The 23,834-nt window shown below is 68.3% G+C and carries 21 protein-coding genes; 9 read left to right on the forward strand and 12 right to left on the reverse strand.

The window, feature by feature from the left end:
• Positions 1-3 precede the first annotated feature (3 nt).
• Entirely contained in the window at positions 4-879 is an 876-nt protein-coding gene (locus ACE3T5_RS00215) for a DUF3365 domain-containing protein (protein ID WP_374663178.1), read from the reverse strand.
• A gap of 130 nt (positions 880-1,009) precedes the next feature.
• Here ACE3T5_RS00215 and rlmB point away from each other — a divergent pair, with 130 nt between their 5' ends.
• Positions 1,010-1,750 carry a 23S rRNA (guanosine(2251)-2'-O)-methyltransferase RlmB gene (gene rlmB / locus ACE3T5_RS00220; RefSeq protein WP_374663180.1) on the forward strand — a complete coding sequence of 247 codons (741 nt, stop codon included), beginning with the start codon at positions 1,010-1,012 and terminating at the stop codon, positions 1,748-1,750.
• 13 nt (positions 1,751-1,763) lie between these two features.
• On the opposite strand, the gene ACE3T5_RS00225 is transcribed toward rlmB, so the two are convergent.
• Positions 1,764-3,902: a hypothetical protein gene (locus ACE3T5_RS00225; protein ID WP_374663182.1), complete on the reverse strand. Its 2,139-nt coding sequence runs from the start codon at positions 3,900-3,902 to the stop codon at positions 1,764-1,766.
• Positions 3,903-4,007: 105 nt separating this feature from the next.
• On the opposite strand from ACE3T5_RS00225, the gene ACE3T5_RS00230 reads away from it, so the two are divergent.
• Positions 4,008-4,733 (forward strand): NAD-dependent deacetylase, encoded by a 726-nt coding sequence (locus ACE3T5_RS00230; protein ID WP_374663184.1) that lies wholly within the window; start codon positions 4,008-4,010, stop codon positions 4,731-4,733.
• A gap of 20 nt (positions 4,734-4,753) precedes the next feature.
• Here the strand turns inward: ACE3T5_RS00230 and ACE3T5_RS00235 are convergent, their stop codons facing one another.
• Genes ACE3T5_RS00235 through ACE3T5_RS00250 form a run of 4 tightly spaced genes read right to left on the reverse strand, consistent with a single transcriptional unit; the run spans position 4,754 to position 7,783 of the window.
• Complete coding sequence (locus ACE3T5_RS00235; protein ID WP_374663186.1) at positions 4,754-5,332, reverse strand: chromate transporter; 579 nt, start codon at positions 5,330-5,332, stop codon at positions 4,754-4,756.
• A complete protein-coding gene (locus ACE3T5_RS00240; protein ID WP_374663188.1) occupies positions 5,329-5,910 on the reverse strand; it encodes a chromate transporter in 582 nt (193 codons plus the stop codon). The genes ACE3T5_RS00235 and ACE3T5_RS00240 overlap by 4 nt, the downstream gene beginning before the upstream one ends.
• Positions 5,907-6,815, reverse strand: coding sequence for a DMT family transporter (locus tag ACE3T5_RS00245; protein ID WP_374663190.1), 909 nt, complete (start codon positions 6,813-6,815; stop codon positions 5,907-5,909). Before ACE3T5_RS00245 ends, ACE3T5_RS00240 begins: the two co-directional genes overlap by 4 nt.
• 8 nt (positions 6,816-6,823) lie before the next feature.
• Positions 6,824-7,783 carry a GNAT family N-acetyltransferase gene (locus ACE3T5_RS00250; RefSeq protein WP_374663192.1) on the reverse strand — a complete coding sequence of 320 codons (960 nt, stop codon included), beginning with the start codon at positions 7,781-7,783 and terminating at the stop codon, positions 6,824-6,826.
• Between the two features lie 96 nt (positions 7,784-7,879).
• Between ACE3T5_RS00250 and ACE3T5_RS00255 the strand changes: the two genes are divergently transcribed.
• Both ACE3T5_RS00255 and ACE3T5_RS00260 read left to right on the forward strand, forming a co-directional pair.
• A complete protein-coding gene (locus tag ACE3T5_RS00255) occupies positions 7,880-8,722 on the forward strand; it encodes an SMP-30/gluconolactonase/LRE family protein (protein ID WP_374663194.1) in 843 nt (280 codons plus the stop codon).
• 534 nt (positions 8,723-9,256) lie between these two features.
• A complete protein-coding gene (locus ACE3T5_RS00260; RefSeq protein WP_374663196.1) occupies positions 9,257-11,383 on the forward strand; it encodes a hypothetical protein in 2,127 nt (708 codons plus the stop codon).
• A gap of 149 nt (positions 11,384-11,532) precedes the next feature.
• On the opposite strand, the gene ACE3T5_RS00265 is transcribed toward ACE3T5_RS00260, so the two are convergent.
• From ACE3T5_RS00265 to ACE3T5_RS00275, 3 genes are read right to left on the reverse strand one after another with little or no spacing between them, the layout of a single operon-like run.
• Positions 11,533-12,951, reverse strand: a complete 1,419-nt coding sequence (locus ACE3T5_RS00265) for a coniferyl aldehyde dehydrogenase (protein ID WP_374663198.1) — start codon at positions 12,949-12,951, stop codon at positions 11,533-11,535.
• Between the two features lie 26 nt (positions 12,952-12,977).
• Entirely contained in the window at positions 12,978-15,122 is a 2,145-nt protein-coding gene (locus tag ACE3T5_RS00270; protein ID WP_374663200.1) for a 3-hydroxyacyl-CoA dehydrogenase NAD-binding domain-containing protein, read from the reverse strand.
• A gap of 7 nt (positions 15,123-15,129) precedes the next feature.
• Positions 15,130-16,335: an acetyl-CoA C-acetyltransferase gene (locus ACE3T5_RS00275; RefSeq protein ID WP_374663202.1), complete on the reverse strand. Its 1,206-nt coding sequence runs from the start codon at positions 16,333-16,335 to the stop codon at positions 15,130-15,132.
• A 131-nt stretch (positions 16,336-16,466) separates the two neighbouring features.
• On the opposite strand from ACE3T5_RS00275, the gene ACE3T5_RS00280 reads away from it, so the two are divergent.
• Both ACE3T5_RS00280 and ACE3T5_RS00285 read left to right on the forward strand, forming a co-directional pair.
• On the forward strand, positions 16,467-17,609 hold the full coding sequence (locus tag ACE3T5_RS00280) for a dipeptidase (RefSeq protein WP_374663204.1): 1,143 nt from the start codon (positions 16,467-16,469) through the stop codon (positions 17,607-17,609).
• 24 nt (positions 17,610-17,633) lie between these two features.
• A complete protein-coding gene (locus ACE3T5_RS00285) occupies positions 17,634-18,797 on the forward strand; it encodes an acyl-CoA dehydrogenase family protein (RefSeq protein WP_374663206.1) in 1,164 nt (387 codons plus the stop codon).
• Between the two features lie 18 nt (positions 18,798-18,815).
• Here ACE3T5_RS00285 and ACE3T5_RS00290 read toward each other — a convergent pair whose 3' ends face one another.
• Both ACE3T5_RS00290 and ACE3T5_RS00295 read right to left on the reverse strand, forming a co-directional pair.
• Complete coding sequence (locus ACE3T5_RS00290; protein ID WP_374663208.1) at positions 18,816-19,781, reverse strand: tripartite tricarboxylate transporter substrate binding protein; 966 nt, start codon at positions 19,779-19,781, stop codon at positions 18,816-18,818.
• Positions 19,782-19,860: 79 nt separating this feature from the next.
• Positions 19,861-20,538 (reverse strand): Crp/Fnr family transcriptional regulator, encoded by a 678-nt coding sequence (locus ACE3T5_RS00295; RefSeq protein WP_374663210.1) that lies wholly within the window; start codon positions 20,536-20,538, stop codon positions 19,861-19,863.
• A gap of 74 nt (positions 20,539-20,612) precedes the next feature.
• Between ACE3T5_RS00295 and ACE3T5_RS00300 the strand changes: the two genes are divergently transcribed.
• On the forward strand, positions 20,613-21,203 hold the full coding sequence (locus tag ACE3T5_RS00300; protein ID WP_374663212.1) for a hypothetical protein: 591 nt from the start codon (positions 20,613-20,615) through the stop codon (positions 21,201-21,203).
• On the opposite strand, the gene ACE3T5_RS00305 is transcribed toward ACE3T5_RS00300, so the two are convergent.
• Entirely contained in the window at positions 21,192-22,598 is a 1,407-nt protein-coding gene (locus ACE3T5_RS00305; RefSeq protein ID WP_374663214.1) for an amidase, read from the reverse strand. The two genes, ACE3T5_RS00300 and ACE3T5_RS00305, sit on opposite strands and share 12 nt — an antisense overlap.
• A 188-nt stretch (positions 22,599-22,786) precedes the next feature.
• Here ACE3T5_RS00305 and ACE3T5_RS00310 point away from each other — a divergent pair, with 188 nt between their 5' ends.
• The gene (locus tag ACE3T5_RS00310) at positions 22,787-23,479 is read left to right on the forward strand and encodes an AzlC family ABC transporter permease (RefSeq protein ID WP_374663216.1); all 693 of its coding nucleotides are present in this window, start codon (positions 22,787-22,789) and stop codon (positions 23,477-23,479) included.
• 11 nt (positions 23,480-23,490) lie between these two features.
• Positions 23,491-23,805: an AzlD domain-containing protein gene (locus ACE3T5_RS00315; RefSeq protein WP_374663218.1), complete on the forward strand. Its 315-nt coding sequence runs from the start codon at positions 23,491-23,493 to the stop codon at positions 23,803-23,805.
• Positions 23,806-23,834 lie beyond the last annotated feature (29 nt).

Consider the following 23,834-nt stretch of genomic DNA (forward strand, 5'->3'; position numbering starts at 1 on the left):
GCCTCACTGGTCGCCGATCATCTGCATGGCCTTCTCGAGGCTGCGGCGCATGCGGTTGAACGAGCTGCCCAGGACCGAGACCTCGTCACGGCCTTTCTCGGCGAACTCGGGCACGCCGAAATCGCCGGTGCTGATCTTGTCGGCGGCTTCCGACATGCGGCGGATGGGCCGCACGATCAGCCAGCTGAGCATGATGTTGAGCACCACGAAAACGGAGAAAAACACCGCCGCCAGGGAGATCATGAAGGTGGTGAAGGCGCGCTCGGCCTTGCGCAGCGGCACGTCCATGGGCACGGTCACGACCTGCGCGCCTACGATCTCGTTGTGCTTCCAGCCGAAGCCATTGGCCTCGCCGTAGACCTTGAGCATGGAAGGCGGCGCGGCCGCCGGCGTGCTGTGGCACTGCAGGCAGGCGGGGTTGCTGATCTGGATCGGCTTGGCGATGAAGAGGTTGCGGCCGGTGCTGGTCTGTCGCTCGGCCACGATCTCGCCCCGATCGGGGTACTGGCGGAACTGCTGGACGATGTCCGCCTCCCAGTCGGCCGTGCGGTTGCGCGGATTGGTGGGGTTGAGCACCGCTTCCTTGTAGTTGTACTCGGCGTACTTCTTGCGCAGCGTGCTGATGGCCTCGGTGGCGGCGAACGCGGGCACGGTCTGCGGCAGGAAGACCTCATCCATCTGCTTGATGAGATGCGGGCGGATCTGGTCGACCGTGTAGGCGCGCACCGAGAGCGCGGCCTCCATCATGAGGCGCGCGTCACGCACGACCTCATCACGGGCGTTCTCCTGCAGCAGCTGGCGTGACACCCATCCCGCCGCAGCGAAGCCGGCGAGGAACACGACGATGAGTACCAGGTTGAACTTGAGTCGAAGTCCCATAGCAGCCCTCTCCGATTGAGCCTTTTGCATTCTAACCACGCGGATCGAACCTTGACACGTGGGGCAGGCTTGCCGGGCCCGCGTTCCACCGCGCGGGACACCGGATGCGGCAGCCTTCGATAATGCCGGCATGTCCGCCCCCAAAGTCCTGTTCGGCTTCCATGCCGTCGGCGTGCGCCTGCGCACCGCTCCCGAATCCATTGTGGAGATCTACGTGGATCCGTCCAGGAAGGATGCACGGATGCGTCAGTTTCTTTCACGCGCGCAGGAGGCGGGCGTGCGCCTGGTGGAGGCCGACAGCCTGCGCCTGTCACGCCTGGCCGGCAGTGCGGGGCACCAGGGCGTGGTGGCGCGGGCGCAGCCGCTGCCCGCCAAGACCTCGCTCGACGACCTGCTCGACGCGCTGCAGGTGCCGCCGCTGCTGCTGGTGCTCGACGGCGTGACCGACCCGCACAACCTGGGCGCCTGCCTGCGCGTGGCCGACGGGGCGGGTGTGCACGCGGTGATCGCACCGAAGGACCACGCGGTGGGCATCAATGCGACCGTGGCGAAGGTGGCCAGCGGCGCGGCCGAGACGGTGCCGTACTTCATGGTGACCAATCTCGCGCGCACACTGGGCGAGCTCAAGGAGCGCCAGATCTGGTGCCTGGGCCTGTCGGACGAGGCGACCCAGTCGCTCTACCAGGCCGACCTGAAGACCGCCACCGCGCTGGTGCTCGGCGCCGAGGGCGCAGGCCTGCGCCAGCTCACGCGCAAGACCTGCGACTCGCTCGTGTCCATCCCGATGCTCGGCGCGGTGGAGAGCCTGAACGTCTCGGTGGCCAGCGGCATCTGCCTGTACGAGGCGGTGCGCCAGCGACTGGCCGCCTGAGGGCGGCCCACCGTCAGAGCACCAGGCCGCCCAGCCTGCGCAGCGCCGACTCGGCCTCCGCGTACAGGCCGATCTGGTGCAGCGACTGGGCTGTCGCCAGGTCGCCGCGCAGCAGCAGTTCGGCATGCAGGTCGCCGGCCTCGGTCTTGGCCAGTCCCGGCGTGGCCAGCGCGAGCTGGGTGTACTCGCCCGCGCGACCGCGCAGGCCGGCCTCGGCATGCAGCAGCGCCAGGTGCATCAGGGCGACGGCACGCTCCGTTGGGGCGGCAGTCTGGGCAGCGGCCTTCACCTGCTCCACCGCCGCGGCCATGCGCTCGTCCGTGGCGCCGCCCCCCAGGTGGGCGAGGGCGCGCAGCAACGCCGCACGGTCGGCCACGCGGGTCTCCTTGCCCACGAGGGCGAGGCCGGCCGTGAGCGCGGCGGCGGCCTTGTCGGCCTGACCCACCAGCAGCCGGGCCTGGTGCTCCAGGGCGCGCAGCCGTGCCGCCGAGGCGCCATCGGGCGCCTGCGCAGCCAGCGACTCGATCTGGCCGGTGAGCTCGTTGGCGCGCGCCCATTGACCCGTGCGGGCACGGTGCGTCGCCTCCTGCAGCATCACCTCGCCCAGCGCCACCGCCCACAGGCTCGCACCGCGGGCCTGCTGCGGGCCCTCGACCCGCTTCAGCGCTTCCGCCGCTTCCGAGAGGAAGAGGCGTGCCGTCTCGGGCGGCAGCAGCGGGTGCCGGGCAGCGATGGCGCCCGCTGCCGCCAGGGCCTGCACGCGGGCCAGCGGGGTGGGCAGGATGCGTGCGTCGGCGAGCACCGCTTCCGCGGCCTGCCGCAGGTTGCCCGCCGAAGCGGTGTGCAGGCTCCAGGCGCGGATCTCGACGGCGGCCTGCGAAGTGGCCTCGACGAGCGCGGGGTCCGCGCGATAGGCCGGGTTGTCCTGCAGCGCCCGGATCATCTCGCGGGCCCGTGCCGTCTGGCCGACCTGCGCCACGGTTCGCGCCAGGTCAACCGCCACCAGGGCGCGCACGCGAGGAGAGACCTGCACCGCGGCGGCCGGGTCGGCGCCGGCGGCGGTGGCGCCTGCGGCCCCGCCCGGGGCGCCCGCAGGCGCGCCACCCGCTGCCGCGCCACCCGAGGCGGCCGGGGCAGCGCCGCCACCGGCCTCGATGCGCGCTTCCAGCGAAGCGGTCGGATCACCGGGGGCCGCCACGGCGGCTTCCGTGCCCACGCCCTTGTAGCCGGCCGCCTTGGCCAGCGTCTGCGCGGCCTGCACGGCCTGTTCGACGGAGATGCCCTTGGCGCCGATGCGCTTGCCGCCCGCGGCCTGCACCAAAGGATCGTCCACGTCCGGGTCGCCGGTGGCCGGGCCGCCGTTCGCACGGGCCGCCGCGGCCGTGTCGCCGCCCTTTGCAGCGCTCTTGTCGAGCTTGTCCAGCTGGTCGATCAGCCCCTTGGTGCGCGCATCCTGCACGGGCTGGTCGGCCTTGCCGCCGCCGAAGAGGCCGTCGATGGCCATGCCGCCGGAAGACACGAGGCCGGCCCCGAAGGCGCTGGCCGCCACCAGCAGGGCGCCGCCGATCATGAGGTTGCGGTTCACCGTCATGCGCCCCTTGCCCAGGCCCAGTTCGGCCTCGAGTTCGCGGCGCACCTCCTCGCGCACCTGGTTCTCCAGCGCCTCGCGCGCCGCACGCTCTGCCGCCTGCTGGTCACGCTGCAGCCGGAAGTCCAGCGCCAGCTTCTCCTTCTCGCGGAGCTTGCGGCGCATGATCATCTCGGGCGTGACCTTGTCCACGAACACGCCGCAGTGCGGGCACTGGCGGTTCTCGGGCAGGTCCACGCGCTGGCCGCAGTTGGGGCATTCGAAGCGGTTGTCGAAGGCGCCGGTCATCATCGGGGCGAGCGCCAGCACCGGCGTGATCTCCACCGTGAGCCCGGCGGCCGTGAACTGCTCGCGCGCCTTGTCGGCGCGTTCGCGGTCCACCGCGGCGCCGATCTTGACGGAGGGCAGCGTGCGCAGGGCCTTGATCAGTGCCTCCACGCGGTCCGGCCGGATGCCAGCGGCCAGGGCCCTCGCCTCCACGTCTTCCAGACGCGCACTGCTGGGCAGCCGTGCCACCACGTCAAATCGAGGGACTTCGGTCGTGGCGGGTGCTTCCTGGGTCATCGGCTGTTCACCATCTGATTACTTCGACCGGTACAAGTGTATCCAGATGTCACCGACAGGAAAACGAAGAATGTCACGAAGGGGTGTGCTTGCAACAATGCCTGGATGGATGTCACGGTCGAATTGCACCAATGGATCCGCGCGGCCGCGCGGCTGGTGATCCTGAGCGGCGCAGGCATGAGCGCCGAATCCGGCGTACCCACGTTCCGCGACGCGCAGACCGGCCTGTGGGCGAACTTCCGCCCCGAGGAGCTGGCCACGCCCGAGGCCTTCCGCGCGCGGCCGGCCTTCGTGTGGGACTGGTATGAGGAGCGCCGTGCCCGCATGCGCGACGTGGCCCCGCATGCCGGACACCTGGCCATCGCCGATTTCCAGCGGCGGCATCCCGGCCGGCTCACCGTGGTGACGCAGAACGTCGACGGCCTGCATCAGCGCGCGGGATCGCCGGACGTGCTGGCCCTGCACGGCCAGATCGCGCAGGACACCTGGCTCGATCCGCCTCGGCCCTGCTGCGAGGCGGCGCCACCGGTGCCGGGGCGCCCGCCGGCCTGCGGCGTGTGCGGCAACCTGCGTCGGCCCGCCGTGGTGTGGTTCGGCGAGATGCTGCCCGCGCGGGAACTGGCGCAGGCCGAGCGCGCCGCGCGCGATTGCGACCTGATGCTGGTGGTGGGCACGTCTGGCGTCGTCTACCCGGCGGCCGGGCTCGCCAGGGCGACACGAGGGCGCGTCGTCGTGATCAATCCGCACGAGAGCGATCTCGATGATGCGGCTGATCTCGTGGTGCGGGGCACCGCGGCCGCCGTGCTGCCGAAGGTGCTGGCGGACGCCTGAGCGCGTCGGCTGCCAGCCCGTCAGACCCAGCCGGCGGCGCCCAGGGCCGCGCCGGCCGCGAGCAGCACCAGCAGGTGGATGCGCGTGCGCCAGACGATCACCGTGGTCACGGCCGCCACCGCCCACAGGCGCCAGTTGGCCAGGTCATAGCCGTGCGCGGTGGCGAGGATCCACCCCGTGGCCACGAGCAGGGCCACCACCACGGGGGCCATGCCCTGCTTGAAGGCCCGCACGGCGCGCAATTCGCGGTTCGCGTGGCCCCAGCGCGCGGCGACGTAGGTGAGCGTGGTGCTGGGCAGCAGGATGCCCATCATGCACAGCGCCATGCCCAGCACGGCCAGCGGCACGCCGCCCGCATTCAGCCCGACGTTCCAGCCGAGCAGGGCGATGAACAGCACGTTGGGCCCGGGGGCGGCCTGCGCGATGGCGATGGACGCGCTGAACTGCGGGTCGGTCAGCCACCCCTTGTCCTGCACCAGGAACCGGTGCATGTCGGGGGCCGTGGTGATCGCACCGCCTACCGCCAGCAGAGACAAGCCCAGGAAGTGCGCGAAGAGGGCGACCCAGTCGGCGGTGCCGAGCGTGGTGGTGAGCGTCAAGGCGCGATCCTCCGCCAGGCCACCACACAGGCCAGGCCGCCCGCCACGAGCAGCACCGCCACCAGCGGCAGGCGCAACCAGGCCACCGCGACGAACGTGGCCACGCCGAACAGCGCGCACAGGCCCTGGCCGAGCGGATTGCGCGCGAGCGCGGGCACGAGCTTGATGCCGGTGGCGGTGACGAGGCCGGCCGCCACCGCCCCCATGCCCCGAAGCGCACCGGCGACGTGCGGATCGGCCGCGAAGCGCGCGTAGACCAGCGCCAGGGCCAGGACCACCAGCAGCGGGCACACCAGCATGCCGGCCAGCGCCGTGAGCGCGCCGCGCAGGCCGAACCAGCGCGCGCCCAGCATCAGCGAGAGGTTCACGACATTGGGTCCGGGCATGATCTGCGCCACGGCCCATTCCTCGATGAACTCCTCCTTCGTGAGCCAGCGCCGCTTCTCCACCATCTCCCGTTGCACGACGGCCAGCACGCCGCCGAAGCCCTGCAAGGCCAGCCCGGTGAACGAGGTGAAGACCTCCCACAGGGAGGCGGGCCGCTCGGTGGTGGGCGGTGTGGCCGCTGGGCTGCTCATCGGCTGGATGATACGGAGGCGCGCTGTCGAAACGCTGTCCACGCGCCCGTGGCCAGGGCCAGGCCGGCGGCAATGAGTGCCAGTGCGCCGGCCAAGCTGGCACCGAGCGGCTCGGCCAGCAGCAACCAGCCGAGCAGGGCGGCCGTGACCGGCCCCAGCGCCTGGAACACGGTCACCCGCGTGGCGGCCTCGCGCGACAGGGCATACAGCCACGCGAAGTAGCCCGCGCCGCTGGAGATGCCGATGAAGACGACGGCACTCCACGCCGTGACCGACACCTCGCCCAGCCGCGCGTGGCCGCCCTCCGCCGCAGCCATCACCGCCAGCAAGCCCACCGCGGCGAGCATGGCGTAGGCGGAGACGGGCAGCGACGGATAGCGCCGGAGGTAGGGCCGGTACAGCACGCTGCACAAGGCCGCGAGCCCGGCCGCCCCCACGACCGCGGCCTCACCCCACCAGCCCGCTGCCGGCACCGCTTCGCGCAGCTTGGGCCAGAGGGCCACCGCCACCCCGCCCAGCGACAGCAGCACGCCGGCCAGCACCGGCGGCGTGATGCGCTCATGCCCCAGGGCCGCGGCCAGCAGCAGGGTGAACAGCGGGAACAGGCTGAACAGCAGGGCAGCCCGCGCCGCGGCGACATGCTGCAGGCCCCAGTTCAGCAGCGCGATGAGCACGCCGAACTGCACGATGCCCAGCACGGCCATCAACGCCAGATCGATGCTGGAGGGTGCCGCGTGGGCACGGCGCCAGCGGCGCCAGGCCGGTACGGCGAAGGGCAGCAGGCAGGCCAGGCCGATCAGGTAGCGCAGCAGCGCCAGCGTGAAGGGCGGAATCTCCCCCACCGCGAAGCGGGAGGCCACGATGGCCGCGCCCACCTGCACGCCCGTTGCGGCGGCGGCCAGCAAGGCGGTGTTCAGAGCGTCAGCTCCCAGGTTTCGCTCACCAGCTTGCGTCCATAGGCATGATGCGGCTCGCTGTGCACCAGGCGGAAGCCACGTGTCTGGTAGATGGCCCGGGCGGCCTTGAGCTGCCGGTGCGTCCACAGCACCACCTTGCGATAACCCTTGGCCCGGGCGAAGTCCAGCGCGGCATCGGTGAGCCGACTGCCAAGCCCCAAGCCTCTTGCATCCGGCGTGAGCACGAGCAGCCGCAACTGGGCCACGCGCGCGGACTTGCGCACCAGGAACACCGAGCCCACGCGCTGGCCCTGGCGTTCAGCGATCCAGCCCGCTTCGCGCGCGGGGTCGAAGCGGCGCAGCAGGCGGGCCGCGATCTCGGCCACCAGCGCCTCGAACTCGGCGTTGTACCTGTACTCCTTCGCGTAGACCTCGCCATGGGCCTGCACCACCCAGCCCATGTCGCCGGGCTGCAGGGGGCGAAGGGTCACATCCGGCGCGGTCTGCGCGTCGCTCGCCTCATGGGCCATCAGGCGTTGCGCGGTGCCCAGCGCCTGCAGCAGACGCGGCCGCTCCGGCGCGGGCAGGGTGCCCAGCAACTGAGCCGCCTCATCGCGCGACTTCTGCTGCAGCGGTGCGAACACGGCATGACCCGCGTCCGTCAGGCGCAGCAGGCTCTGCCGCGCGTCGTGGGGCGATGCCTCGCGGGCCAGCCAGCCGCGCTGCTCGAACCGGCGCAGGATGCGGCTGAGGTAGCCCGCGTCCAGATCGAGCTGGCGCACGAGCGTGGCCGCCGTCAGGCCCGGTTGATGCGCCACCTCGTACAGCACGCGCACCTCCGTCAGGGTGAAGTCGCTGTCCAGGTAGCGCTTCAGCACGCCGATGCGCTGCGTGTAGAAGCGGTTGAAGGCGCGCAGGGCCTTGACGTCAGCCGGGGCCACCGCGGGTGGCGTGGGGGCAGGGGTGGAACGCCGCATGGGGGGAGTGTCGGCCAGATACTTGACGCAGTCAACCAATTGCGCCGACCGGGCACTGGCGTTCCGCAGCGCCGCGCCCGCGGCTATGCTGCCATCGTGTTTCACCCCTTCGTCGCCGGACTGGCCTTTGCCGAATCGCCCCGCTGGCATGCGGGCGCGCTCTGGTTCTCCGACTTCTACCGCCGCTGCGTGGCGCGCGCCTGTCCCGATGGCCGGGTGGAGATGATGCTGTCCCTCGACGACCAGCCTTCCGGCCTGGGCTGGCTGCCGGGCGGCGATCTGCTGGTGGTGGCGATGATGAGCCGGCGCGTGCTGCGATGGGACGGTCACCACGTGACCGTGCACGCCGACCTGTCGGCGCTGGCCCCTGCGCCCTGCAACGACATGCTGGTGGATGGCGCAGGCCGCGCCTGGGTGGGCCACTTCGGCTTCGACTTGCCCGGGCGCGCCCCTTTCGCGCCCGCCAGCCTGATCCGCGTGGACCCGACGGGTCGGGCGCAGGTGGCGGCGCCGGTCCTGCACTTCCCGAACGGCACCGTGCTCACCCCCGACGGCCGCACGCTGATCGTGGCCGAGAGCTACGGCCAGCGGCTCACGGCGTTTGACGTGAAGGACGACGGTTCGCTCACCAACCGTCGGGTGTGGGCGAGCTTCGAGGGGCGCATCGGGCCCGACGGCATCTGCCTGGATGCCGAAGGCGCCATCTGGATCGCCTCACCCGTGAGCCGCGAGGTGCTGCGCGTGCGTGAAGGCGGCGCCATCACCCATCGCATCCCCACGCGCGAACAGGCCGTGGCCTGCATGCTGGGCGGCGAGGATCGCCGCACGCTCTATGTCTGCACGGGGCGGGTGATGGTCACGCCGGAGCAGGCGTGCGCGGCGCTGGGGAGCGAGATTCTGCAGATGCGGGTGGAGGTCGCGGGTGCGGGGATGCCGTGACAGGCAAAGACGAGGGAGCCATTCCTAGTACGCATGCATCGAATCCATGCTGGGGCCCGGCATACATGCGACTGAAGCCGGCCAACTTCAGCTTCAGCCCGGATCCAACTGTTGCGTGTAGCAGTAAGTCCAACGGCAACCGAGAGCGTTGTTGGCGCCACGTCGATGGACAGCTGCCCACAGTCAGTTGGTAGCCCGCCGTCGTTATCAAGGCGTTGAGGATCAATTCGCTCCACCAGAATGCACGGTCCAGCCTGTTGTCGGAGCAAGTCTTTGTGATAAACCCAAACCAAGTCAAAATTCGCACGAAGTGATGTTTGACCCCATTCCACCAATCGGGCGTAGAGGATCTCCAAAATACCCGACCGAAGGTAACATGGCTGAAGACTCTTTGGTGGCAGGCGATCAGCGGTCGTAGGCGATCTGGAATGGGGTTGGTGGTTGGACTTTGACTATGTAGTTTTCCATTATTCGGCAAATTTCATTGAATTTTCTCGAAACCCAGAGTGGCTGTTTGACTAGACGGAGTGGGTGATGGGATTGTTTGACAATATTTTCAATAAAGAGCAGATCGTCAATCTCCGCAAAGAGGTTGAGGGCAGAGGGCTTGAGCTAAAACGCCTTTTGGGTGTAAATGAAAAATTGCAATCCACCATCGGGATCCTAGAAGGCAAGATTCGAGAGTATCCAAGAGCAATTGCGGAAAAGGATCTAATAATAGCTGATCTTACCAATATTGCATCGAAGCTTGAGGTCGATGCTAACAGTATTGAAAGGCAGCTTGAGGTCAAGAGTCTTGAGTTTGCTGCGAGTTTAAATGAGTTGAAGTCTTCTCTTGAGGAAAAGGAGCGGATCGTTTCAAGATTGGAGGCTGCACTTCATGATGCTCATGTGGCCAAGTCCGCAATCGCTGAAAAACTGGGCGGGCTTCAGCGGCATATTGAACATCAGAAACTCAACTCTGATCGCATAATATTGGGGCTTCAGGCCAGAAATGATGAGCTGAGGGCCAGCTTGAATGATGGCGTGGAGAAATACAATCTTCTTCAGTGTGAATTTGAAGATGCTCGAAAAAGATTTGAAGCAAGGAGTCGGGAACTTGACTTGCGAGATTCGGAGTTGAGTAGAGAATCGCAGAGGCTTGTTTCGGACGGGTTGGAACTTCAGGAGAGGGTGTCAAATTTCAATTCGCGCGAGAAGTATTGGAAAGAATACATTGAGCCTCGCCTGAAAGAATATGATTCTCATCAAACTCTTGATGTGAGGGAGAAGCAGGTTGTGGACCGCCAATCTGCACTCACTGCTGAGGTGAACAGAAGACGGGAGGCGCTTAGTGCCAAAGAAGATGCCGCGAGGGTGGAATGGCAAGCGCTGAGGGCGAGGCAGCAAGAGCTTGGCCGAAAAGAGGCCGAGTTAGCGCAGTGGGCCAATAGACTTCAAGTATTTCAAGGTCGCGTTGAGCGGTTAGATAGAGATGAGGAGCAGCTGAAAAAGAGCTGTGCCAAGTTCGAAGAGCAGGAAGCGAATGCTCAAGAGCTACATTCCCAACGTCTCGCTCACATCCACGCTGAGCAACTGAATCTATCCAAGCGCGAGGCTCAAATAGCACAAGAGCGATCAGTGCTAGAGCAAAAAGTCAAGCTTGTCGAAGTTGGCCTGAAAAAGATCGAAAGGGAAAGGGAAGAAAGTGCGGAGTTGAGAAGAGATTCTAGGCGCCTGCTCGATCTGGAAATTGATTTGAGAGCTGAGGTTGCTTCGCTGAATGGACAGTTGGCACTCAAGGATAAGAAGAATAAGAATTTGGAGAGAAAGTGCAATGAATTGATCGGAAAATTGGGAGGGTTGGGCGGTGATGGGATTGCCCTTCTTCTGCAACGACCAAATGTCAGATCATGGCTGTTTCAAGGCTCAGAGCCCGAGAGCATGAGTGTTGAGCATGGGTATATATCCATTTCAGGCGAAGGGCCATGGGAGGCTGGCAATTTTCAAACGTACCTTGAGGAGCTTGGTTATGATCCTTGGTCGCTTCCTGATGAAGATGTTGAGTACGTGGTGGTTGGGCGTGAAGGATGGTCGGAGTCTGACTTACTGAGCCAGATCGATCTTCGTGGGGTGGGTGGCCTAAAAATCTATTCTCAGGAGATGTTTGTCATTAAGCTAATGACAGGCCTCGATCCATTCGACGACGAGGAGCCCGATCAAGATTTGTTTGATGCGTTCGCTGATGGGCACCCCGCGCTGGAATTTCTACGCTCACTGCCCCAACCTTGGCCAGAAGTTTCCGAGGATTCGGGAGGTATTGAGGCCCCTCCTTTGCACGAATTAGCAGGGGAATCTCCATTGCACATTATGGGCTACAGAGTTGGAGTTACTTCACCGCTTACATTGTCGGAAAGAAGGAAAGTACTCGTAGATTGCTTCGAGGCCAAAATTCTGGAATTTTCCGAAGAATGTGAAGATTCCTACAAGAGAAAATGGGGCAAGCAGCATAGCGCACAACGCTTGTATCGCATGGCTTATCATTTGAAGTATCTGGCAGATACTGTGGGGAAGGATGCACGCAGGCCACAAGCTAGGGAGCATTGGGCTGAAGATCTGAAATGGCTAAAGCAGCGTTATTACGGAAACTTTAAACGCAAGTTTTCCTGGCCCGGTGCATGACTGGACAAGTCAGATCTTTCACGGTCAGCCCGTACGCCCTCTTGGATCTCCGCCTTCGCGGGAATGGCACTTTTACGGCGAGCTCGACCCAGGAAGGACTGCTGTGTGCCGTGGCTAAATTAGCGACGGCAGAGGCCCGCCAGCCAGCCTTAAACCAGCTTCCGCAACAACCCGATCACCCGCTCCGTCCGCGGCCCATACGGCGGGCGCAGCAGCGCCGTGCCGGCGAAGCGGGACTGCACGAAGACGGGCTTGTCCTTGCTGAAGAGGCGGAAGCCGTGTTCGCCGTGGTAGCTGCCGATGCCGCTGTCGCCCACGCCGCCGAAGGGCAGGTTTTCCTGGGCGATGTGCAGCAGGCAGTCGTTCACCGTCACACCGCCGGAGACGGTGCGCGTGAGCACGCGTTCCTGCGCGGCGCTGTCGCTGCCGAAGAAGTACAGCGCCAGCGGCCGGGGGCGGGCGTTGATGTAGCCGATGGCCTCGTCGAGCTGCTCGTAGCCCACCACGGGCAGCACGGGGCCGAAGATCTCTTCCTGCATCACCGGTTGGTCGTCGCGCCCGTCCAGCAGCACGGTGGGCGGCAGCACGCGCGTGGACGCCTGTGCCGCATGGCCCTCGGCCCGCAGCACGCGGGCGCCGGTGGCGGCGGCCTGATCCACCAGGCGTTCCAGGCGCTGGTAGTGGCGCTCGCTCACGATGGTGGTGTAGTCGGGGTTGCCTGCGAGCGCCGGGTACATGCGGCGCGCCGCCTGCAGGAAGGCCTGCGCGAAGGCTTCGCGCCGGGCCGTGGGCACCAGCACATAGTCAGGCGCGATGCAGGTCTGGCCGGCGTTGAAGAGCTTGCCGGCCGCGATGCGCGCCGCGGCCTCGTCCAGGTCGGCTGACGGATCGATGATCGCGGGGGACTTGCCGCCCAGCTCCAGCGTCACGGGCACCAGGTTGGCCGCGGCGGCCTGGGCCACGATGCGGCCGACCTGCGTGGAGCCGGTGAAGAAGAGGTGATCGAAGCGCAGGGCGGTGAAGGCCTTGCCGACCTCCGCGTCGCCCTCGACCACGGCCATCTCGTCGGCGCCGAACCGCGCGCCCACCAGCTCGGCCAGCAGGGCGGACAGGCGGGGCGTCAGCTCGCTCGGCTTGAGCATCACGCGGTTGCCCGCTGCCAGCGCGGCCACCGCCGGCGCCAGCGCCAGCTGCAGCGGGTAGTTCCACGGGCTCACGATGCCCACCACGCCCAGCGGCTGCGGCAGGATGCGGCTGCTGCCGGGCAGGGAGTGGAAGCTGGTGGCCACCCGCCGCTGCTTCATCCACTTGCGCAGGTGGCTGCGGGTGTGGGCGATGCCGGCCTGCACGAAGAAGATCTCCCCGATCACCGTCTCGTGCACGGAGCGGTTGCCGAAGTCGGCGGAGATGGCCTGCGCGATGCGGTCCCCGCCGTCGCGCAGCAGGCTTTCCACCCGCGCCAGCCGGTCGAGCCGCGTGGCGCGGTCCGGGTACGGGTCGCGCCGGTACGCCTCGCGCTGGGTGGCGAGCAGGGTGTCGAGTTGCGGGGCGTGGGGCGCGCGGTCCATGGGGGACTCCCTTCAGGGCAGAGTCTCTATTGTGGCGCGTGCCGGCGGATCGCGTCCTTCACCTCGGGCGACACCACGAAACCGGGGCCGTATTTCGAGGCCAGCACTTCCGCACGAGCCAGGAAGGCGTCGATGCCCGTGCCATAGATGAACTGCAGCGCACCGCCCGTCCAGGCGGGGAAGCCGATGCCGAAGATGGAGCCCACGTTGGCGTCGTGCACCGTGGTCAGCACGCCTTCGGACAGGCAGCGGGCCGTCTCCACCGCCTGGCGGTAGAGCAGGCGGTCCTTCAGGTCCTGCATCTCCCAGGTGGCGCCCGGCTGGCCGAATAGCTCCGCCAGCTTGGGCCACAGCGTCTTCTTCGCGCCCTTCTCGGCCGGGTAGTCGTAGAAGCCGCCGCCAGCGGCGCGGCCGTTGCGATCGAACTCCTTGACCATGCGCTCCACCAGCAGCTCACCCGGCGTGGCGATGTAGGTCCTGCCCTCGGCGCGGTAGTCGGCGCGCGTCTGGTCCAGCACGTGAACCGAGAGCGACAGGGCCGTCTCGTCCAGCACGGCGAGCGGACCCACCGGCATGCCGGCCTGGATGCCGGCCTGCTCGATGACTGGCGCAGGGATGCCTTCGCCCAGCATCGCCGCGCCTTCCATCACGAAGGTGCCGAACACGCGGCTGGTGAAGAAGCCGCGCGAGTCGTTCACCACGATGGGGATCTTGCCCAGGGCCTGCACGTAGTCGAAGGCGCGCGCCACGGTCTCGTCGTCCGTCTCCTTGCCGCGGATGATCTCCACCAGCTTCATCTTGTCGACCGGGCTGAAGAAATGGATGCCCACGAACTTCTGCGGCCGCGCGCTGGCCTTGGCCAGGCCGGAGATCGGCAGGGTGGAGGTATTGCTGGCGAAGAAGCCGCCCTCGGCCAGCATGGGCTCGGCCTCCTGCGTCACGCGCGCCTTCAGCTCGCGGTTCTCGAACACGGCCTCGATGATCAGCTCGCAACCCTTCAGGTCGGCGGCGGATGCGGTGGGCGTGATGCGCGCCAGCAGGGCGGCCTGGTCATGCGGGCTCATGCGGCTCTTGTCCACCTTCGGCTGGGTCAGCTTCAGGCTGTAGGCCTTGCCGTGCTCGGCCTTCTCGGCGGACACATCCTTCAGCACCGTCTCGATGCCCCGGCTCGCCTGCGCGTAGGCGATGCCCGCGCCCATCATGCCGGCGCCCAGCAGGCCCACCTTGCGCGGCTTGAAGCGCCCCTGGAACGCCGGGCGCGACTGGCCGCTCTTGATGGCGTTGAGGTTGAAGAAGAACGTGTTGATCATGTTCTTCGCCACCGGCGACACGATCAGCTTGGCGAGGTAGCGGCTCTCGATGCGCAGGGCGGTGTCGAAGTCGACCATCGCGCCTTCCACCATGGCGGCCAGCGCCGCCTCGGGCGCGGGGTAGAGACCGCGGGTCTTCTGCTTCAGCACTGCGGGCGCCACGGCCAGCATGCCGGCCACCTTGGGGTTGGCAGGCGTGCCGCCGGGCATCTTGTAGCCCTTCTCGTCCCAGGGGTGCTGGGCGGTCGGATGCGCGTGGATCCAGGCCAGGGCCGCAGCTCGCAGCCCGCCCGCATCGGGCAGCAGTTCGTGCACCAGGCCCAGCTCCAGCGCCTCGCGCGGGGCGAAGAGCTTGCTTTCCAGGATGTAGGGTTGCGCGCCCATCAGGCCCAGCAGGCGGACCATCTTCGTGATGCCGGAGGCGCCGGGGATCAGGCCGAGCGTGATCTCGGGCAGGCCGAACTGGATCTTGGGGTTGTCCACGGCGATGCGGTGGTGGCCGATCAGTGCCACCTCCCAGCCGCCGCCGATCGCGCTGCCGTTCAGGCAACTCACCACCGGCTTGCCCAGTGTCTCCAGCGTGCGGAAGTTCTTCTTGACCTGCTCGATCTCGCGGAACACGGCTGCCGCATCCGAGGGCTGCAGGCGCATCGTGCCCTTGAGGTCGGCGCCGGCGAAGAAGGTGCTCTTGGCCGACGCGAGCACGATGCCGCGGATCGCGTCCTTGTCCTTCAGCACCTGCTGCGTGGCCTCGGTCAGGTCCTGCTGCCATTGCAGGCACATGGTGTTGACCGGCGAGCCGGGCTCGTCGAAGGTGAGGGTGGCGATGCCGTCGGCGAGTTCGTAGCGGATGGTTTTCATGAGAAGGTCAGACCCTTTCGACGATGGTGGCGATGCCCATGCCGCCGCCCACGCACAGCGTGGCCATGCCGTAGCGCAGCTGGCGGCGGTGCAGCTCGTCGATGAGCGTGTTGAGGATCATGGCGCCGGTGGCGCCCAGCGGGTGGCCCATGGCGATGGCGCCGCCGTTCACGTTCACCTTCTCGTGCGGCACGCCCATTTCCTTCATGAACTTCATGGGCACGGCGGCGAAGGCCTCGTTCACCTCGAACAGGTCGATCTGGTCGATGGTGAGGCCGGCCTTGGCCAGCGCCTTGCGGGCCGCCGGCATGGGACCGGTGAGCATGATGGTGGGGTCGGCGCCGGAGAGCGCGGCCGAGACGATGCGCGCGCGGGGCGTGAAGCCATGCGTCTTGCCCGCCTGCTCGCTGCCGATCAGGATGGCCGCCGCGCCGTCGACGATGCCCGACGAATTGCCGGCGTGGTGCACGTGGTGGATGCGCTCCACCTGCGGGTAGCGGCTGATGGCGACCTGGTCGAAGCCCATGGCGCCGAGCTGCTCGAACGCGGGCTTGAGCGAGCCCAGACCCTCCAGCGTGGTGTGGGGCTTGATGAACTCGTCGTGGTCCAGGATGGTCTGGTCCAGGAAGTCCTTCACCGGCACCACGGAGCCAGCGAAGAAGCCGCCTTCACGCGCCTGGGCCGCGCGCTTCTGCGATTCGAGCGCGAAGGCATCCACATCCTCGCGGCTGAAGCCCTCCAGCGTGGCGATCAGGTCGGCGCCGATGCCCTGCGGCACGAAGGCGGTCTGCGAGTTCGTCTCCGGGTCCTGCGCCCAGGCGCCGCCGTCGGAGCCGATGGGCACGCGGCTCATGCTCTCCACGCCGCCGGCGACCACCAGGTCCTCCCAGCCGCTGCGCACCTTCTGCGAGGCCATGTTCACCGCCTCCAGGCCCGAGGCGCAGAAGCGGTTGAGCTGCACGCCCGCGCAGCGCCAGTCCCAGCCGGCCTTCAGCGCGGCCACCTTGGCGATCACCGAGCCTTGCTCGCCGATGGGCGAGACCACGCCCATCACCACGTCGTCCACCTGGCCGGTGTCGAAGTCATTGCGCCGCTGCAGCTCGGTCAGCACGCCGGCCAGCAGGTTGACGGGCTTCACCTCGTGCAGGCTGCCGTCCTTCTTGCCCTTGCCGCGCGGGGTGCGGATGGCGTCGTAGACATAGGCTTCGGTCATGATGGTCTCCAGGCTGTCGTTCTCCCTCCCCCTCTGGGGGAGGGCCGGGGTGGGGGCGCGCGCAGCGTCACAAGGCTCGCTCCGGGGCGCCTTGCAGTATATTCATTTCACCAAGCAACTGCTCTGTAAAAATGGCGACACCCGAAGGCATCCCCCACGCCCGCTTCCCAGGCCGCGAACGCAGGCGCTTCGTCCTGGGCGGGGCGCTCGCCGCGGCCGGGCTGGCCACGGGGGCCGCGGCACAGGATGCGACGCCCTCCCAGGCAGTTGCCCCATCGCGCCAGCGCCTGCCGCTGGCCGACATGCATTCGCACTACGGCATGTTCCTGCCGCGCCTGTTCGGGCTCGATCTCGCGCGGCATCTGGCCGACACGGGCACGGTGCTGCTGGCCTGGTCCGTGACGGACGATCACCGCTGGATCGCGGTCGGTGGCGGCGGCTGGCGGCAGACGCGCGTGCCGGCCCCGGGCGAGCTGTGGGAGAACTTCCAGCGCCGCCTGGCCGGCTATGAGGAGAAGCGGGCCGCGTGGGGCGTGCCACGTGCCTTGACCCCGGCCGACGTGGATGCGGCGCTGGCCGGCCAGCCGATGGTGCTGATGGCCACCGAAGGCGCCAACTTCCTGGAGGGCCGCGTCGAGCGCCTGGCCGAGGCGCACGCCTGGGGCATCCGCCACCTGCAGCTGGTGCATTTCATCCAGAGCCCGCTGGGCGATCATCAGACGGCCGAGCCGCGCCACGGCGGCCTCACGCCCACGGGGGTGGAGGTGGTTCGGGCCTGCCGCCGGCTCGGCATCGTGGTCGACCTCGCGCACGGCACGGCCGGCCTCGTGGATGCCGCGCTCGACGCCACCGACCGGCCGCTGGTGTGGTCGCATTCCTGGATCAGCCCGCAAGGCGGCACCTGGCAGGACGTCCCCTACGTCGCCCGATCCCTCGCGCCCGCCAGCGCGCGCCGCATCGCCGCGGCGGGGGGCGTGGTCGGCCTTTGGTCGGTGCGCGTGCGGGGCGACCCGGCCTATCCGGTGCACAGCGTCCGCGCGTATGCGGAGGAGATCCTTCGCATGGCCGATCTGATCGGCCCCGCCCACGTGGCCTTCGGCACCGACATGGAGGGCGCCGGCCCCGGGCCCATCCTGTCCGACTACGTGGATCTGCGTGCCGTGGCGGACCTGCTGGCGCAGCGTGGCCTGGCCGAAGCCGACCTGCGCGGCATCTTCGCCGGCAACTACGCGCGTGTCGTGCAGGCCGCGATGCGCGGCGCCACCGCATCCTGAACCGCAACCCCAACCGAGACCGCCATGATCGAGAGAACGCTCTTCAACGCCGACCACGAGGCCTTCCGTGACGCCTTCCGCAAGTTCTGCGAGGGCGAGATCGCGCCGCACCACGACGCCTGGGAGGAGGTGGGCTACGTGGACCGCGAGGTCTGGCGCAAGGCGGGCGCCAACGGCTACCTGTGCGCCACGCTGCCCGAGGCCTATGGCGGCGCGGGTGCCGACAAGCTGTACTCGGTGGTGCAGATGGAGGAGCTGTCGCGCGGCGGCTGGTCGGGCATCGGCTTCGGGCTGCACAGCGAGATCGTCGCGCCGTACATCCTGCACTACGGTACCGAGGAGCAGAAGCAGCGCTACCTGCCGCGGCTCGCCAGCGGGGAGCTGGTGGGCGCCATCGCGATGAGCGAGCCGGCGGCCGGCAGCGACCTGCAGGGCATCAAGACCACGGCCATCCGGCAGGCCGACGGCAGCTACCTGCTCAATGGCAGCAAGACCTTCATCACCAACGGCTGGCATGCCGACCTGGTGATCGTGGTGGCCAAGACCGATCCGGCCGCCGGCGCCAAGGGCACGAGCCTGATGCTCGTGGAGCGCGGCATGCCCGGCTTCGAGAAGGGCAAGCGCCTGAAGAAGCTGGGCCTGAAGGCGCAGGACACCTCGGAGCTGTTCTTCGACAACGTGCGCGTGCCGGCGGAGAACCTGCTGGGCGGCGCCGCCTTCGAGGGCCGCGGCTTCATCTGTCTGATGGAGCAGCTGCCCTGGGAGCGCATCCAGATCGCCATCGGCGCGGTGGCCGCCGCCCAGGCCGCCATTGACTGGACGGTGCAGTACGTGAAGGACCGCAAGGTCTTCGGCCAGCCGGTCGCCGCTTTCCAGAACACGCGCTACACGCTGGCCGAGCTGCAGACCGAGGTGCAGGTGGCCCGCGTCTTCGTCGACAAGTGCCTGGAGCTGGTGCTGCAGGACAAGCTGGACACCGCCACCGCCAGCATGGCCAAGTACTGGACGAGCGACCTGCAGTGCAAGGTGATGGACGAATGCGTGCAGCTGCACGGCGGCTACGGCTACATGTGGGAGTACCCCATCACCCGCGCCTATGCCGACGCGCGCGTGCAGCGCATCTACGGCGGCACCAACGAGATCATGAAGGAGGTGATCACGCGGGCGATGGGGTTGGGCGGGCGGTAGGTCAGCAGCGGGCCGGCGCTACTTGCCGCCGGCCAGCGCCCGCTGGAAGTTCGCGAGCTGCGTGGCGCGCATCGCCTCCAGCTCGGCCGCGCTGCCACTGGTCGCCGGCGTGATCATCATCGCGACCAGCTTGTCCCGGAAGGCCGGGTCCTTCGTCATCGCCTGGGTGGTATCTGCCAGGGTCTGGGCGATGCCGGCCGGCAGGCCGGGCGGGCCGAAGATGGCGTACCAGACCTTCGTGTCGATCCCCTTGAAGGTGGCCGACTCGCTGAGCATTGGCACATCAGGCAGCGCGGGCGACCGCGCCACATCGGTCACGCCCAGCGCGGACAGGGCGCCACTGCGGATGTGCGCGGCGGCGGATGGCACGGTCAGCACGGCCAGGTCCACGTTCCCTGCCACCAGATCGGTCACGATCTGCGGGGCGCTCTTGTAGGGGACGTTGAGCAGCTCGATGCCGGCGGCCTTCTTGATCATCTCGCCGGCGAGGTGCAGGCTCGTGCCGGGGCCAGACGAGGCCAGCGACAGGGCGCCGGGCTTCGCCTTGGCGGCCTTGACGAGGTCGTCCGCTGCCTTGAACCCGAGGCCTGCCCGGGCCACCAGCACCATCGGCTGGGTGCCGATCAGCGCCACCGGCTGCAGCTGGGTCCTGCGGCCCTTGGCGCTGTCGGGGTCCGCCATCTGGAGCATCTCGAACTCGATGCCGTTGCTCACCACCAGCGTGTAGCCGTCGGGCGTGGCGCCGCTCACCCGCTGCACGCCGATGGTGCCGCCGGCGCCCGGCACGTTCTCCACGACCACGGACTGCTTCAGCCGGTTGCCCAGTTCCGTGGCATAGGCACGGGCGAACAGATCCGTGCCGCCACCGGCGCCGTAGGGCACGACCAGGCTGATGGGCCGGGCGGGATAGGTCTGGGCGAGGGCGGGCGCGCAGGCCAGCGCGGCGGCGACAAAGGCAAGTGCCAGGCGGAGGGTTCGAAGCATGGGTGTCCTCATGGGGGCGTCTCCCTCATGCTAGGCGCCGCCCTGGGTCCGCCTCTATAGCTGGAGATACAGCGCGCGGTCAGCCGACGGCGAGGCCAGCGGGGTCCAGCACCTCCACGAAGCGCGGATGCGTGCGGACGAGGCCGAGTTCGGCCAGTCGCCGCAGGGCCCTGGCCGCGCTGATGCGGCTCATGCCGCACATCTCGCCCAGGTTCTCCTGGCTCAGCCACACCTGGCGTGCGCGTGCCGTGTCCGGGCTGGCGCGTCGCTGCACCGAGACCAGCTTGTGCAGCAGGTGGCGAAGTCGCTCCTCGGGATCCTCGCTGTTGAAGGCCAGCAGCTTGCTGGCCAGCACGCGCTGCTTGCTGGCCATGATGCGGATGATGTCCGCCATCAGCGCGGTGGCCCGTTCGCCCGCGCCGACGATGTCTTCCGGTGCATAGGCCGACACCACGACGTCGGTCACGGCCTGGGCATCGACGTAGCGGGGCAGGCCGTCGAACGCCGCGCCCTCGCCGAACATCGTGCCGGGCCCCATCAGCTCCAGCAGGAGACGGCGGCCACTGCCATGCAGCATGGCGCATTGCACATAGCCTTCGCGGATCAGGTAGAAACATCTGTGGGGCATGCCCTGCGCGTACAGCAGGGTCCCCGCCGTCATCTGGCGCACCTGGCCGAGGGACGGCGTGGCGAGCCACTCGGCCGTGTGGCCCAGGCAGGCGTCCCATGATGCAAGGATGGTGGGATGGGGGGACACGGTCACGCTCTCCAGATACAGCACTGGCCGCGCCTTGGCGCTAGGCTGGCGCTTTCGACTCTACTGGAACGGCCTTGAAAATTGCAACCCTCGGCCCGGCTGGCAGCAACCACGACCTGAACACCCGGCGCTACATCGACTTTCACGCGCTGCACGGTGCTGAGGTGGTGTTCATCGACAACTTCATCGAGGCGGTGGAGATGCTGCGCCGCGGCGAGGTGGACCTGATGATCCAGGTCTGCGCGCATCACCACGTCGCCGAGACCATCGAGGTGCATCACCGGGAGGTCTTCATCATCGACTGCTTCATCGGCCGCACGCGCCCCATGGGCCTGCTCACGCGCGCCGATGTCGAGACGCCGGAGTCCGTGGGCTACATCCTGCCCACCGCAGGCTACTTCGAGCCGTCCCGCTACAAGCGGGAGGTGCATACGCTTTCCAATTCCGATACCGCGCGCCGCCTGCTGGCTGGCGAGTTCGACTCGGGCTTCACCTCGCTGGACGTCGCGCACGACCACCCTGGCCGTTTCCGCATCGACAAGGAAATCGGCGAGGTGGACGTGGTCTGGCTCGTGTATGGCCGCACGCGGGTGAACACGGGACCGATGATCGCGTGGCGGGAGGCACCCGCCCGGGCGGTGCTCGCGCAGCTGTCAGGCGATTGAAGGCCGGTCCCTGAAGCGGTTGATGCGCTCGAAGGCCGACGCCACGGCGATCAGCGTCTCATCGTTGCCGCGCGCTGCCACCAGTTGCAGGCCGAAGGGCATGCCGTTCGATGCCAGGCCGACAGGCATCGAAACCGCCGGGTTCCCGCTCAGGTTGAACGGGTAGGTGAAGTACGACCAGTCCACCGGGTTGCGGCCCTCGTGACCGCCCGGCACGTCGACCCCCAGTGGCGGGGCCGTGACGGGCATCGTGGGCATGGCGAGCACATCGAAGCGCGTGAAGGCTTCCTCGACCTGGCGCACGCCATCGGCGCGCAGCCGCGCGACTTCTTCCGGCGGGCGGTCCGGGCCGCGCTGCAGCAACACGCGCTTCAAGGCCTCGTCGATGTCGGCCTGGGCGATGTCATCACCGGCCTGTTGCCGCACGCGGGCGCCGATGGCGCCGTAGAACACCTCGTTCCAGGCGCCGTTCGGGTCCGCATCGAACAGGGGGCGGTCCATCGCCGCCACCATGGCCCCCTCGTCCGTCAGCCGGCGGGCCGCTGCCAGGCAAAGGCCGATGATCTCGCTGTCCGCGGTGCCGTAGCCCAGCGAGGAAACCCAGCCGATGCGCAGGCCGCGAATCGGCAAGCCGATCTGCGCGCTGGCGGCCATTGGCGGCGCGGGCACGCTGCCCGGATCGCGCGAGTCATGGCCTGTGATCACGTCCAGCAGCAGGGCGACATCCTGCACGTCGCGGGCGATCGGGGCCACATGCGCCACCGAGGGCGTGGCGGATGCAGGCCACACCGGCACGCGGCCGAAGCTTGCCTTGAAGCCCACCAGGCCGCAGAAGGAGGCCGGGATGCGGATGGAGCCGCCCCCATCGGTGCCCAGCGCCGCGGGCACCAATCCGGCGGCGACTCCGGCTGCGGCGCCGGCGCTGGAGCCACCGGGCGTGGCCTGCCGGTTCCACGGGTTGCGGGTGGCGCCCGTCAAGGGGGAGTCGCCCACGGCCTTGGAGCCCAGCTCGCTGGTGGTCGTCTTGCCGGTGATGACGGCGCCCGCCCGGCGCAGCCGCTCCACGGACGGTGCATCCGCCGCGGCCACGTTGTCCTTGAACAGGCGCGAGCCGAAGGTCTGCCGCAGGCCGCCGACGGCGATCAGGTCCTTCACGCTGACCGGCAGGCCCGCGAGCGGGCCGGGGTCGGTGCCCTCCGCTATCGCCCGGTCCACCCGGTCGGCGGCGCGCAGCGCGCCCTCGGTGTCGAGTGTCACGTAGGTGTTCAGGGCCGGCTCGAGACGCGCGGTGCGGGCAAGGTGGTTCTCGAGCACGCGCGTGGCGGTCAGCTCACGGGCGCGCACGGCGGCCACGATGGCCGTGGCCGACAGGTGGCAAATGTCGTCATCACTCATCCCGCGCAGTATGAGGCGCCGCCCGAAGCAGGGCCAATAGCCGGCGATACACCCGGGCAGCCAATGCGCCCCGTGCCAGGGGCGGTGCGGCCTCAGGCGACAATCGCTCCTCCAAGGAGGACCGCGCCCTGAGTTCCCGTCTTGCCTCGCTGCGCGCCCAGGCGCTCGCGTTCAGCCGCCGCCCGCTGGTGCGCGAAGGTGCGCGCGAGACGCTGCCCATCGCCCTGGGCATCGCCTCCTGGGGCCTGGTGGCCGGTGTCGCCATGGCCAAGAGCGGGATGGGCGTGCCGCTGGCGCTGCTGATGTCCCTGGTCACCTACGCCGGCTCGGCGCAGATCGCGGCGCTGCCCTTGATCGCAGCGGATGCGCCGGTGTGGGTCGTGTGGGGCACCACGCTGTGCGTCAGCCTGCGCTTCATGGCCTTCAGCTTCCACTTCCGACCCTTCTTCCGGCACCTGCCGCTGGGCCGTCGCATCGGCATCAGCTTCCTGATGGGGGACACCAACTTCGCCGTGTTCGCGCGGCGGTTTCCGGAGACGCAGGCCTTGCCGGGCGTGGCCTACACGGACTATTTCCTGGGCAGCGCCATCGTGAGCTTCGGCTTCTGGCAGGTGGCCATCAGCACCGGCATCCTGCTGGGCAGTGGCATCCCGGCCTCCTGGGGACTCGGCTTCGCGGGGGTGATGGCGCTGCTGGCGCTGACCTGCACCCAGCTTCGCACGCCGTCGTCGTGGGCCGCGGCCGTGGTCGCGGCCTGCGCCGCGGTGGCCGCCTACGCCTTGCCCATGAAGCTGAACGTGGTGGTGGCCATCGCGGCGGCCGTGGCGGTGGGTGTGCTGGGCGAGCGTGTCGCGGCGCTGCGGGGGCGCGCCAGCCGATGAGCCAGGGGGAGATGCTGATCACCATCATCGGCATGGCGCTGGTGGTGCTGCTGTGCCGCTCGGCCTTCATGCTCACCCGGGACGAACTGCCCATGCCGGCCTGGTTGCGCGAGGGCCTGCGCTATGCGCCGGTGGCGGCGCTCACGGCCGTGGTGGCGCCGGAACTGGTGCTCACGCGGGGCCACCTCATCACGGACTGGCGCGACCCACGTGTGTTCGGCGCGGCGGCGGGCCTGGCGTTCTACATCTGGCGGCCCAGCCTGTTCGGCACCATCGTCTGCGGCACCGGCGTGATGCTGGCGCTGCGGTTCGGGCTGGGGTGGTAGCGCTGCAGACACGCGTTTGTGGCAAGCTT

Source organism: Ramlibacter sp. (assembly GCF_041916345.1).
In the GTDB taxonomy this organism is placed as follows: domain Bacteria; phylum Pseudomonadota; class Gammaproteobacteria; order Burkholderiales; family Burkholderiaceae_C; genus Ramlibacter.